12 protein-coding genes and 1 pseudogene are annotated in these 12,336 nt (G+C 64.3%); 6 read left to right on the forward strand and 7 right to left on the reverse strand.

The genetic code is table 11. The features are described 5' to 3' along the window. Window positions 1-10 precede the first annotated feature (10 nt). Window positions 11-928 (forward strand): annotated as a pseudogene (locus tag ROH8110_RS18830) (DMT family transporter); the annotation flags it as partial. 76 nt (window positions 929-1,004) lie between these two features. Here the strand turns inward: ROH8110_RS18830 and ROH8110_RS18935 are convergent. Further along, window positions 1,005-2,164 (reverse strand): IS3 family transposase gene (locus tag ROH8110_RS18935; RefSeq protein ID WP_121143690.1). Its coding sequence is split into 2 segments (ribosomal slippage): window positions 1,005-1,915 and window positions 1,915-2,164, totalling 1,161 coding nucleotides; the frame shifts between segments, so codons are not numbered across the junction. A 114-nt stretch (window positions 2,165-2,278) separates the two neighbouring features. Further along, entirely contained in the window at window positions 2,279-4,477 is a 2,199-nt protein-coding gene (gene uvrB / locus ROH8110_RS12970) for an excinuclease ABC subunit UvrB (RefSeq protein WP_085818496.1), read from the reverse strand. Window positions 4,478-4,652: 175 nt separating this feature from the next. On the opposite strand from uvrB, the gene ROH8110_RS12975 reads away from it, so the two are divergent. The 5 genes from ROH8110_RS12975 (at window position 4,653) to ROH8110_RS12995 (ending at window position 9,113) form a co-directional block, all read left to right on the forward strand. Beyond that, window positions 4,653-4,964 (forward strand): ETC complex I subunit, encoded by a 312-nt coding sequence (locus ROH8110_RS12975; RefSeq protein ID WP_085818156.1) that lies wholly within the window; start codon window positions 4,653-4,655, stop codon window positions 4,962-4,964. A 110-nt stretch (window positions 4,965-5,074) separates the two neighbouring features. After that, window positions 5,075-5,998, forward strand: coding sequence for a polyphosphate kinase 2 (gene ppk2, locus ROH8110_RS12980; protein WP_085818497.1), 924 nt, complete (start codon window positions 5,075-5,077; stop codon window positions 5,996-5,998). 79 nt (window positions 5,999-6,077) lie between these two features. Continuing rightward, window positions 6,078-6,737 carry a DUF1007 family protein gene (locus ROH8110_RS12985; protein WP_085818157.1) on the forward strand — a complete coding sequence of 220 codons (660 nt, stop codon included), beginning with the start codon at window positions 6,078-6,080 and terminating at the stop codon, window positions 6,735-6,737. After that, window positions 6,719-7,666: a nickel/cobalt transporter gene (locus ROH8110_RS12990; RefSeq protein ID WP_085818158.1), complete on the forward strand. Its 948-nt coding sequence runs from the start codon at window positions 6,719-6,721 to the stop codon at window positions 7,664-7,666. The genes ROH8110_RS12985 and ROH8110_RS12990 overlap by 19 nt, the downstream gene beginning before the upstream one ends. 76 nt (window positions 7,667-7,742) lie before the next feature. Next, a complete protein-coding gene (locus ROH8110_RS12995; RefSeq protein WP_085818159.1) occupies window positions 7,743-9,113 on the forward strand; it encodes an MATE family efflux transporter in 1,371 nt (456 codons plus the stop codon). 10 nt (window positions 9,114-9,123) lie between these two features. Here the strand turns inward: ROH8110_RS12995 and ROH8110_RS13000 are convergent, their stop codons facing one another. The 5 genes from ROH8110_RS13000 to ROH8110_RS13020 form a co-directional block, all read right to left on the reverse strand. Then, window positions 9,124-9,549 (reverse strand): DUF4864 domain-containing protein, encoded by a 426-nt coding sequence (locus tag ROH8110_RS13000; protein ID WP_085818160.1) that lies wholly within the window; start codon window positions 9,547-9,549, stop codon window positions 9,124-9,126. 74 nt (window positions 9,550-9,623) lie between these two features. Then, complete coding sequence (locus tag ROH8110_RS13005; RefSeq protein WP_085818161.1) at window positions 9,624-10,034, reverse strand: c-type cytochrome; 411 nt, start codon at window positions 10,032-10,034, stop codon at window positions 9,624-9,626. Between the two features lie 18 nt (window positions 10,035-10,052). Next, on the reverse strand, window positions 10,053-10,493 hold the full coding sequence (locus ROH8110_RS13010; RefSeq protein ID WP_139837418.1) for a cytochrome c family protein: 441 nt from the start codon (window positions 10,491-10,493) through the stop codon (window positions 10,053-10,055). Window positions 10,494-10,569: 76 nt separating this feature from the next. Then, window positions 10,570-11,553 carry an Ldh family oxidoreductase gene (locus ROH8110_RS13015; protein ID WP_085818163.1) on the reverse strand — a complete coding sequence of 328 codons (984 nt, stop codon included), beginning with the start codon at window positions 11,551-11,553 and terminating at the stop codon, window positions 10,570-10,572. 107 nt (window positions 11,554-11,660) lie between these two features. Next, complete coding sequence (locus ROH8110_RS13020) at window positions 11,661-12,332, reverse strand: ABC transporter ATP-binding protein (protein ID WP_085818164.1); 672 nt, start codon at window positions 12,330-12,332, stop codon at window positions 11,661-11,663. Window positions 12,333-12,336 lie beyond the last annotated feature (4 nt).

A 12,336-nucleotide genomic window follows, 5' to 3' on the forward strand; every position in this document is an offset into this window, starting at 1 on the left:
CGTCGTGGTCATGGTACGGGACACTAGATTGCGTAAGTCGACCACAGCAAAGTGGGGTGTAGTGTCTTGTTGGGTTGCTGTGATAATTTATGCGGCATCCAATTCCGTTGTGACCATGTTGGTGAGCATTGGAGATGCGAACCGCATCAACGGCCACAATGTGATCACTTTTGCAAACCTTTTGGTTCTAGGATCTTTGATCTCGCTCATCCCAATGCTCCTATTCTTTGGTAGGGACTGGAAGCTTGAAAAGCTTCGTGACCTTTCCTCCCGTGAATGGGTGCTTTTGACCTTATCCGCTGTGCTGTCCTCCGCCGTTACACCTGGGCTGTATTTTTTTGCCTTGGAAAACACCAGCGTAACGAACGTCGTCATAGCTAGCCGGATTGACCCTCCCATTTTCCTTATTCTTGCTGCAATCTTCTTGGGTGAGAGGATTGATGTCAAAGCGATGGCGGGAAACCTGATCATTCTATTAGGGGCAGTTGTCATCCTGGCTTTCAAAGATCGCGATATTGGATACGCGATTGGTGTGGGAGAGGTCGCAGCCGTCGCTGCTACCTTGTCGTTTACTCTTTCAACGATCATCACCAGGACAAGTCTCGAGACGGTTCCATTTGGAGTCTTCGCCATTTTCAGAACGGCATTGGGTACTTTAATCTACGTCAGCTTCCAGCTCACCTTTTCTGGTCACCACCATTTTAGCGAAATGTTCCAACCGATACTGCTCAAGTGGATATGGGTTTACGCAATTCTCATCATTATTATCGGACAGCTTGCGTGGAACTTCGGATTGAAACACTCGAAGGCAGGTGATGTTTCGTTGGCCACTTCCTTTTCACCACTGGCTGCTATTGCGATAGCGATGGTGATCTTAAATGAAGACCCTGGATCGGGTTTGATTCCAGGAGGGGTTTTGATGGTTTTTGGTATTTGGGTGGCCCGATCTGGACGAAAAAGCGCAGTTCGCAAAAGGGATGACCTGCCCCCCGAGGCTCCCTCATTCATAACGAGAGTCTGCGGGTCTGGTTTTCATATTCTTCGTCGTCAGTTTGGGCAAGCGCGCCGGGCGCGGAGCCCTCAAATTGCTCAAGCGTCCGGCGCGCTTCTGCGGGTGTTTGATTTTCGAGCGATGAGTGCGGTCTGACATTGTTGTAGTCGTAGCGCCAAAGCGCCAGCTTCCGGCGAGCATCGTCCAGGCTGTCGAACATCTCCTCGTTCAGGAGTTCATCACGCAGGCTGCCGTTGAATGACTCTATGAAGGCATTTTGCTGCGGCTTGCCCGGGTCGATGTAATGCCACCCGACGTTATTGTCGTTTGCCCATTTCAGGATCGCCCGGCTGGTGAACTCGGTTCCATTGTCGCTGACAATACTGCCGGGCTTTCCATAGACCCGGACCAGTGCATCCAACTCCCGCGCGACCCGAGCACCCGAGATGCTGGTATCCGCCATCAGGCACAGGTTCTCGCGGCAACAATCATCGTTCACCGCCAGGATGCGGAACCGGCGCGAGGTCCCGAAGGTGTCGGACAGAAAGTCCAGGGACCAGCGTTCGCCGGGTCTCAAAGCGTCTGGCATTGGTGTCCGCGATCCGCGGGCCCGTTTGCGGCCCCGTCGTCGCCGGACCCCCAGCTTCTCGTCGGTGTAAAGCCGATACAGCTTCTTGTGGTTCATGATCATCCCTTTGCGTTCCAGCATCACCCCGATCCGCCGGTAGCCGAACCGGCGGCGCTTGGCGGCGACCGCTTTCATCTCTTTGCGTATCTCAGGGTTATCCGGCGGGCGTTCACGCCGGACCGTCTTTGGATCGACACCGACAAGTCGGCAGGCCCGGCGTTGCGAGATGTCGTGATCCCGCATCGCCCTGAGCGCTGCCTCTCGCCGCTCAATCGGCGTCGTCAGTTCTTTCCCAGCAGATCCTTCAGAACAGCATTGTCCAGCATCGTGTCAGCCAGCAGGCGTTTAAGCCGGGCGTTCTCGTCTTCCATTGCCCTCAGCTTCGCGACGTCGGACACCTCCATGCCGCCATACTTCGATTTGTATTTATAAAAGGTGCCTTGGCTGAGGCCATGCTTGCGGCACACCTCGGCTGTCGGCATCCCGGCCTCCTGCTCTTTGATCATCCCGATGATTTGGGCTTCGCTGAAACGGCTCTTTCGCATTCGTTTGCTCCTTCGAAAGATTGAGCAAACTCTACATCAAAACGAGGGAAGTTTCGGGGGGCAGGTCACTTGAACGCCCATTCTTCACGTTCAGCACTATTCAATCGCGCAACCTCACCGCCCCCGCCGTTTCACATTCCCGCCCCGTTGGCCCGGACGCCCCGCCGTCGAGCGGCCGCGCGATTTCGTGGCCTCCGCCGAGGCCTTCTCCACCGCCTGCTGGCGCGCCAGCGGGTCGTCATGCACCGCCAGATCCACCGCCTCGAGCCGCTTGACCTCGTCGCGCAGGCGCGCGGCCTCCTCGAATTCGAGGTTCTCGGCGGCCTTGCGCATCTCGCTGCGCAGCCCGTCGAGATGCGCCTGCAGGTTCGCGCCCATCAGGGGCGTGTCGATGGTGGCGGTGACGCGGTTCATGTCCACATCGCCCTGGTAGAGCCCGGCCATGATATCCTCGACGTTCTTCTTGATCGTCGAGGGGGTGATGCCGTGTTCCTCGTTATAGGAGATCTGCTTGGCGCGCCGCCGGTCGGTTTCATCGAGCGCGCGCTGCATCGAGCCGGTGATGCGGTCGGCATACATGATCACCCGCCCCTCGGCATTGCGCGCGGCGCGACCGATGGTCTGGATCAGCGAGGTTTCCGAGCGCAGGAAGCCTTCCTTGTCGGCATCGAGAATCGCCACCAGCCCGCATTCCGGGATATCCAGCCCCTCGCGCAGGAGGTTGATGCCGATCAGCACGTCGAAGGCGCCAAGACGCAGGTCGCGCAGGATCTCGATCCGTTCGATCGTGTCGATATCCGAATGCATGTAGCGCACGCGGATGCCCTGTTCATGCAGGTATTCGGTCAGGTCCTCGGCCATGCGCTTCGTCAGGGTGGTGCACAGCGTGCGCATCCCCGCCGCCGAAACGCGGCGCACCTCTTCGAGCAGGTCATCGACCTGCATGTCCACGGGGCGGATTTCCACCTGCGGATCGAGAAGGCCCGTGGGACGGATCACCTGTTCGGTGAAGACGCCGCCGGTCTGCTCCATCTCCCATGACGCAGGCGTGGCGGAGACGAAAACCGATTGCGGGCGCATGGCGTCCCATTCCTCGAACTTGAGGGGGCGGTTGTCCATGCAACTGGGCAGGCGGAAGCCGTGCTCGGCCAAGGTGAACTTGCGCCGGTAGTCGCCCTTGTACATGCCCCCGATCTGGGGAACGGACACGTGCGATTCATCGGCGAAGACGATGGCATGGTCGGGGATGAACTCGAACAGGGTCGGGGGCGGCTCGCCGGGGGCGCGCCCGGTCAGGTAGCGCGAATAGTTCTCGATCCCGTTGCACACGCCGGTCGCGTCCAGCATCTCGAGGTCGAAATTCGTGCGTTGCTCGAGCCGCTGCGCCTCGAGCAGCTTGCCCTCGCCCACAAGCTGGTCGAGGCGCTGGCGCAGCTCCTTGCGGATATTGACGATGGCCTGCTGCATCGTCGGCTTGGGCGTCACGTAATGCGAGTTGGCATAGATGCGGATCTGCTCGAAACTGTCGGTCCTGGCGCCGGTCAGCGGGTCGAATTCCGTAATGCCTTCAAGCTCTTCGCCAAAGAAGCTCAGCTTCCAGGCGCGGTCCTCGAGGTGGGCGGGCCAGATTTCGAGACTGTCGCCGCGCACCCGGAAACTGCCGCGCTGAAACGCCTGGTCGTTGCGTTTATACTGCTGGGCGACGAGATCGGCCATGATCTTGCGCTGGTCGTAATCGAGCCCGACCTTGAGGTCCTGGGTCATCGCGCCATAGGTCTCGACCGAGCCGATCCCGTAGATGCAGCTGACCGAGGCGACGATGATCACGTCATCGCGTTCCAGAAGCGCGCGCGTGGCCGAGTGGCGCATCCGGTCGATCTGTTCGTTGATCTGGGATTCCTTCTCGATATAGGTATCCGAGCGCGGCACATAGGCTTCGGGCTGGTAGTAGTCGTAGAAGCTGACGAAATACTCCACGGCGTTGTTGGGGAAGAAATGCTTGAACTCGCCGTAAAGCTGCGCCGCCAGCGTCTTGTTGGGGGCAAGGATGATGGCGGGGCGCTGGGTTTCCTCGATCACCTTGGCCATCGTATAGGTCTTGCCGGTGCCGGTGGCGCCGAGCAGGACCTGGTTGCGCTCGCCCGCATTGACGCCGCCCGCCAGTTCCCGGATCGCGGCGGGCTGGTCGCCGGCGGGCTCGAACTCAGTCACCATCTCGAAGCGGATACCGCCTTCGAGCTTTTCGCGCGTCGCCACATCGGGCGCGGCGGCATGCATCAAGGGTTCGGATTTGTCGGAATGGGCGTAGGGCATCTGGGTCGGGTCCTTGCTGTCGTTCCACACTTGTTCCGTTTCGCGCGGGGTTCAAGGGGGGACCGGCCTTGGCGGTGTCGTTATCTTCGCTTTGCAGCGCCGCGCGCGTCGATTTGATCTCTTGCCCCGCCCCCGCAATTTTGGAATAACCGTTGCACAGCAAGGAGGCCCGACCATGTCCGCCCGTATCTACAAGCCCGCGCGCAGCACCACCCAATCGGGCAACGCCCGCTCGCAGCACTGGGTTCTGGAATATGTCGCCGAGACCGCGCGCGAGGTCGATCCGCTGATGGGCTGGACCAGTTCCGCCGACACCCAGGCCCAGGTCAGGCTGCGCTTTCCCACCCGTGCCGCGGCGATGGAATATGCCGAGGAACATGGCATCGACGCCACCGTGCTGGAACCTCATAGCCGCAAGCCCAATATCCGCCCCGGCGGCTATGGCGAGAATTTCGCCACCAACCGGCGCGCCACCTGGACGCACTGAGGCAAGCGCGCAACACCACCCCGCCCTGCCCCTGCATTTGAGCCGGATCAACGCGCCATCCGCCCCCTCGCGATAGGCTTCTTCACCCGTAGAGAGTGAAGGAGACGCAGATGACCACCACCCCCCGAGCGAAGAGCGCGGCAGCGCCGAAGACGACTGCCGCCAAGACGATCCAGCCCGCCGACAAGGTCGCCGAATTCCGGCAGGAATTCGAAACCGGCGAATACCCCTACAAGGACAAGATGAGCCGGCGCAGCTATGAAAGCAGCAAGGCCAAGCTTCAGGCTGAGCTGCTCAAGGTTCAGCTATGGGCGCAGGAGACCGGCGAGAAGTTCATCCTGATCTTCGAGGGGCGCGACGCGGCCGGCAAGGGCGGGACCATCAAGCGCTTCACCGAGCACCTGAACCCGCGACAGGCCCGCGTGGTGGCGCTCAACAAGCCCACCTGGGAAGAAAAGGGCCAGTGGTTCTTTCAACGCTATCTCGAGCACCTGCCGACCGTGGGCGAAATGGTGTTCTACGACCGGTCCTGGTATAACCGCGCCGGTGTGGAGCGGGTGATGGGCTTTTGCGAGCCTTGGGAATACCTTGAATTCATGCGCCAGACACCTGAGCTGGAACGGATGCTGGTGCGCTCGGGCATCCGGCTCTACAAATACTGGTTCTCGGTCACGCAGGACGAACAGCGCCGCCGCTTCGAGGCACGCGCCACCGATCCGCTCAAGCAATGGAAGCTGAGCCCGATCGACAAGCAGAGCCTGGGCAAGTGGGACGACTATACCGAAGCCAAGGAAGCGATGTTCTTTTACACCGATACCGCCGATGCGCCCTGGACGGTGGTCAAGTCGAACGACAAGAAACGTGCGCGCATCAATTGCATGCAGCATTTCCTGAGCTCGCTGGATTATCCGGACAAGGACCCGAAGATCGCGCGGGCGCCCGATCCGCTGATCGTCTCGACGGCGCAGCATGTTCTGCACGGCTCGGAGCATATCTTGGGCAAGTCGCTGCATCCCGACACCCGCAAGACCTGAGCAAGGGCGCGAGGGCGGGCGGTCGCGCATACGCGCCGCGCGTCTTGCCCGGACGCCGGCATGGCCCTAAACCTGCGTCATGATCCGCCGGTTGTGCCTGACACTTGCCTTTGTCCTCGCCCTTTTTCAGGGGCTGACAGCGTGCGCGCCCGCCGCGTTGGCGCATCCGCATGTCTTTGTCGATGTCACCCTGCGTTTCCTGCCCGACGAAGACGGGCGGCTGACCGGGGTCGAGGTCATCTGGCGCTATGACGATTTCTTCTCGCTGTTGCTGCTCGAGGATATGGGGCTCGACCCGGATGGCGACATGGAACTGAGCGGCGAGGAGCGCGCGGCGCTGAAAGGGTTTGACCTGGTCGATTGGCCCGAAGGCTTCGAGGGTGCGCTGTTTCTCGAGACCGGCGGCGAGGCGGTCGCGCTTGATCCGCCCGAGGCGCTGGATGCGGATATCGAGGACGGGCGCATCGTGACCCGCCACCTGCGCCGTTTCACGCCGTTTCGCCCCGCATCGCTGACCGTGCGCCCCTATGATCCGTCCTACTACGCGGCGCTGACGCTGCTTCGGGTGGGCGGTTTGCCGGATGGCTGCAAGACGCGCATCGAGGAGGCCGACAAGGATGCCGCCGACGCGATCGTCGCCGGGCTGGGTGGCGGCACGAATGAAACGCTGTTTGAAGAGGTCGAGGTGGGCATCCACTACGCCGACACGCTGGAGATCACATGCGCGCCATTATCCTGATCGCCGCACTGGGGCTGCTTGCGCTGGCGGTCTGGCTCTGGGGTCTGGGCGGTGCCGAGATCGTCACCCGCTGGGCCGCCGAAAGCCAGCGCGAGGTGCAGGAGGCGATGGCGGGCTACCTGCGTGCGTTGCGCAGCGGTGAGGGCGGCGCGCGCGCCGGGCTTTGGGCCTTGTGTTTCGCGTATGGGTTCTTTCACGCCGCCGGACCGGGACATGGCAAGCTGTTGATCGGCGGTTACGGGCTGGGCGCGGGGGTGCCGGTGCTGCGGCTGTCGGGGCTGGCGCTTGCGTCGAGCCTTGCGCAGGCGGCGACGGCGGTGATCCTGGTCTATGCGGGGGTGTTCGCGCTGGGGCTGACGCGACAGGCGATGGTGGGCGTGAGCGACCGCATCCTGGCCCCTGCCAGCCACGGCGCGATCGCGCTGGTGGGGCTGTGGCTGGTCTGGCGCGGCCTGCGGCGCTGGCGCGCAATGCGGCGCACGGACCAGAGCCACGACCACCATGGGCATGACCACGGGCATACGAGCGACGCCGACGGGGTCTGTTCCGGCTGCGGCCATCGCCACGGCCCAACAGCCCAGGAGGCGGCGAGGGTTCACAGCCTGCGTGAGGCGCTGGCGCTGGTGGCGGCGGTGGCGATCCGGCCCTGCACCGGGGCGATCCTGTTGCTGATCCTGACATGGCGCATGGGGCTCGACATGGCGGGGATCGCCGGCGCCTTCATCATGGGACTGGGCACCGCCAGCGTGACCGTGGCCGTGGCCGTGGCCGCCGTGACACTGCGCAAGGGGGTCCTGGCACAGCTTGCCGGCATCGAAGGCAGTGCGGCGCGCGTGCTGCTGCCGCTTATCGAGATCGCCGCCGGGCTGATCGTGGCGGTTCTGGCGCTCGGGCTGATGCGCGGGGCGATTCTGGCCGCGCCGTTCTGAGGCGCGCGCCCGCCTGCCCGCACCTGTCACCCGGCTTTCACTTGCGCCTTTGCGCGCGTCGGCCTAAGGGCGTGGCATGACGACGCGCCTTTCATATCGCCAGCATCTTCGCGCGACGCTTGGGCTGGGCCTGCCGCTGATCGGCAGTCATGTGGCGCAATTCGCCATCACCCTGACCGATGCGCTGATGCTGGGCTGGTATTCGGTCGAGGCGCTGGCCGCCGAAGTGCTGGGCGGCACGCTGTTCTTCGTGCTGTTCATCATGGGATCCGGATTTGCCTGGGCGGTGATGCCGATGGTCGCCTCGGCGCGCGCCGCCGGGGACGAAACGCAGATCCGCCGGGTCACGCGGATGGGGGCCTGGGCGTCGATCCTGTTCGGGCTGGCGACCTTGCCGCTGATGGTGCTGTCGGCTCCGATCTTTCACGCGCTCGGGCAGGATGCGCGGATTTCGGAGCTGGCGGGACAATACCTGTCGATCATGGGCTGGGGCATCCTGCCCGCGCTGCTGGTGATGGTGCTGAAATCCTATCTTGCAGCGCTTGAACGCACACAGGTCGTGCTGTGGATCACGCTGGCGGCGGTGGGACTGAACGTGCTGGTGAACCATGCGCTGATCTTCGGCAATTGGGGCCTGCCGGAACTGGGCGTGCGGGGCGCGGCGATCGCGTCGCTGACGGTCAACACCGCCTCGCTGATCGCGCTGGCGATCTATGCCGCGCTGGTGCAGCCCGATCATGCGCTCTTCCAGCGGGTCTGGCGCCCCGACCCCGAGGCGCTGGCGCAGGTGTTCCGGCTGGGCTGGCCGATCGGCATCACCAACCTGGCCGAGGTCGGGCTGTTCGCGGCCTCATCGGTGATGATGGGCTGGCTGGGGCCGCTGCCGCTGGCGGCGCATGGGATCGCGCTGCAGGTGACATCGGTAGTGTTCATGGTGCATCTGGGCCTGTCGAACGTGGCCACGGTGCGCGCCGGGCAGGCCTATGGGCGCGCTGACGCCGTGGCATTGCGCGACGGGGCGGCGGTGGTGCTGGCAATGTCTGGCGTGGTCGCATTGGCGACGGTGGCGCTGTTCCTGAGCCTGCCGGAATGGCTGCTCGGTCTGTTCATGAGCCCGGACGAGCCGAGCCGCGCCAGTGTCATCGCCATCGGCACCGGGCTTTTGGCGGCGGCGGCGCTGTTTCAGCTGGTGGATGCGGGACAGGTGATGGCGCTTGGCCTGTTGCGCGGGGTGCAGGACACGCGGGTGCCGATGCTGATGGCGGCGCTGAGCTACTGGGTGATCGGAATCCCGGCAAGCTACCTCATGGGGTTCACCTTCGGGATGGGCGGTGCGGGCATCTGGCTGGGGCTGGCGGTGGGGCTGGCCTGTGCGGCCGTGATGATGCTGGCGCGCTTCATGGCGTGGTCGGGACGCGCCGCTGCCGTTGGCACCGGCGAGCCCTGAGCACAGCGGCTCAGGCGGCGCCCGCGGCGGGCGCACGCAGCCGCACGCCGTCGATCTTCCAGCCCGATGCGCCCTCGATCATCTCGTATTCGAGGATATGCAGCGCCCCGTCCGCGTCGCGGACCATGACATTCTGGAAAAGCCGCCCGCCGCGTTCCTCGGTGGAAAGGAACGTCACCTCGGCGGGGCGCCAGACCATCGGATAGCCCAGCTGCACCATCTCGCCAAAGCGCTCGGGCGTGCCGAAAATCCGCTGGATCGTCGGGCTGGCGTGATCGAAGGCGGCAACGACATCATCGGCCAGGAACGCATCGATCTGCGACGAGATCACATCGCGGATCGACTGACTGTCGGCCCGCGCCGCAGGCGTAAGGCCGAGCGCAACACCCGACACAAGAAGGAAAAGCGCGGCGATGGCAGGACGAAAACGGATCATGATGCATCTCCCTTGGACTGGTCCAGAGGTAGCGCCGCCGCCGCGCGTTTCAAATCAACCCGAAGCCAAGGGGTTCAGGGCTTCTGAACCGATTCGATATAGGCGATCAGGTCGGCGACCGGGGTGCTGGTCAGGATCGGCTGTCCGCTTTCGGTCTTGAGCGAAGCCTCGGACCCCTCGAAGAAATCGCCATAGACCGGCATTTCGCTGCCATGCGCCACCAGCGGGTCGCGCCCGTCGATACGCTTGACCACGCGGGCCATCGGGAAGGTTCCGCCATTGTCGGCCCTGAGCGCGGTGAGGTTGCTGGGTTGCACCGTCAGCACCGCACGCATCGGCCCGTGGCCGGTCGCCTGCGTCCCGTGGCAGGCAGCGCAGTAGCGGTCATAGATCGCCTCGCCGGTCGCGGCGTCACCCGCCGCGATGGCCGCGCCGCCCGGCAGGATGGTGACGAGGAAGGCTGCCAGAATGGTTTTGCTGTTCATGATCGGTCTCCCTGGAAATTATCCGGGCGCGGGCGCCTGGATCGTGGAAAGATAGGCCGAAAGATCAACCAGTGCACGCGGCGTTTTTATGGCCGCGCCGGTCTCGGGGTCACGCCAGGTCACGGTTCTGTCCGCGAAGAGCGGGCCATATTCGGGCATCACGTCGAACTGGCCGGGATAGCCGTGGATTCGCGAGATGACATCCTGCGCGGGGTATGTGCCGCCATTGCGCGCCGCGAGCTGCGTCAGGTCCGAGGGCGGGGTGTCGAGCATCGGCACGATCACCCCGTCGCCGCGCCCTGACCCGCCATGACAGCGCGCACAATAGACCACGTAGAGCCCCTGCCCCGTCAGCGCCGCGTCACCACCGCCCGTGCCCGTGGCGGTGCTGCCATCGGGCGCACAGGCCGCAAGTATCGGCATGCTCAGAAGCACGAACAGTGGCAGGACAGCGCGCATCGGGTTTCCCTTGGCCAATCGCCCCCGATCCTGCCCAATGCGGGCGGCGCGCGCATTGATATGTATCAGCCGGATATCAGGCGAACCCGGCCAGCGCGCGGGTCTGCTGCCAGATCGCATCCTCAAGCGTGACGGGGTCCTGCGCCTGCTTGCCCTGCCCCGGCATCCGCGCGCCTTCATCCTCGGCGACGCCCGCGCCGACCGCAGCGAGCCGTTCAAAGAAAACGCCCGACACCTCGGGATCGAGCAACAGGTAATACTGCCCCAGATCATGCGGCTTGCCCTCGGGCGCCTTCAGGGGGGCCACATCGCGGCTGACCACGCCGCCTGTCATGCCCGCGGCCAGAAGCTCGGCCATCAGGCCGAACCCCCAGCCCTTGTAGCCGCCCATGCTGACCAGCGATCCGGCCAGCGCCGCTTCGGGGTCGGTGGTGGGGCGGCCCTCGGCATCGACGGCCCAGCCTTCGGGGATGCGTTCGCCCGCCGCCTTGGCCATCGTGATCTTGCCCAGTGCAACGGTGGTGGTGGACTGGTCGAACTGCATGGCGATTCCGCCTGCCCCGTCAGGCACCGAAAAGGCGATGGGATTGGTGCCGATCACCCGCGTCTTGCCGCCCGGCGGTGCCACGATGGGCGAGGCATTGGTCATCCCAAGCCCGATCAGCCCCGCACGGGCGATCTGTTCGGTGAAATAGCCAAGCGAGGTGCAGGTATGCGCATGGCCCACGGCAAGGCTGGCGACACCGCATTCGCGCGCCGCCGTCACCGCCTGCGGCAGCGCGCGGGCAAAGGCGGGCTGTGCAAAGCCCATACGCGCATCGACCGCGACCACGCCGGGGCGCGGCTGGCTGACCTCAGGTGTCACATCGCCACGCACACGGCCCGTTTCGAGCTGCTTGCAGTAGCTTTCAAGGTAATAGAGCCCGCAGATCCGGTTGCCGGTGCTTTCGGCCTTACGCACCGCATCGGCGACATGGGCGGCGATCCATTCAGCCGCGCCGTGGCGCATCAGCGCCGCCCGTGTCGTGCTTTCAATCTCGTCGAGGGTGACGGCAACCATGTCGATCTCCGGGCCTTGGGAAAGGTCGCGGCAGATTGATTGCCGGGGGGCCTCGGGTCAATTCAAACCTTCTGAAGCGCGGTTCAGCCGGGCCGAAACCCGTGCGCCTATTGCGCGACCACCCGGCCCTGATCGAGCCTGACCACGCGGTCCATCCGCGCCGCCAGCTCAAGGTTGTGGGTCGCGATCAATGCCGCCAGCCCGGTGCCACGCACCAGCCCCACCAGCGTGTCGAACACCTGCTCGGACGTGGCCGGGTCAAGGTTGCCGGTGGGTTCGTCGGCCAGCAGCAGGCGCGGCGCGTTGGCCAGCGCCCGGCAGAAGGCGACGCGCTGCTGCTCGCCGCCCGACATGGCCGAGGGGCGATGCCCGGCGCGCCCGCCGACCCCTACCCGCGCCAGGAGATCGGCGGCACGGGTTTCGGCCTCGTCCTTCTGGATGCCGTTGGCCAGCTGCGGCAGCACGACGTTCTCAAGCGCGGTGAATTCCGGCAGCAGGTGGTGAAACTGGTAGACGAAGCCCACCTCGCGCCGCCGCGCCACGGTGCGGCGGCGATCGCCAAGCCCGGTATAATCGACCCCGCCGATCTCGACCGTGCCGGTATCGGGCGTATCAAGAAGGCCCGCGATATGCAGAAGCGTCGACTTGCCCGCGCCGGAGGGCGCGACCAGCGCCACCATCTCGCCTTCTGCAAGCGTGAGATCGGCGCCGTTCAGCACCTGCACTTCGTTCTCGCGGCCCTGGTTATAGGTCTTCGACACGCCGGACAGGCGCAGCATCGCC

The organism is Roseovarius halotolerans (assembly GCF_900172255.1).
Lineage (GTDB): Bacteria > Pseudomonadota > Alphaproteobacteria > Rhodobacterales > Rhodobacteraceae > Roseovarius > Roseovarius halotolerans.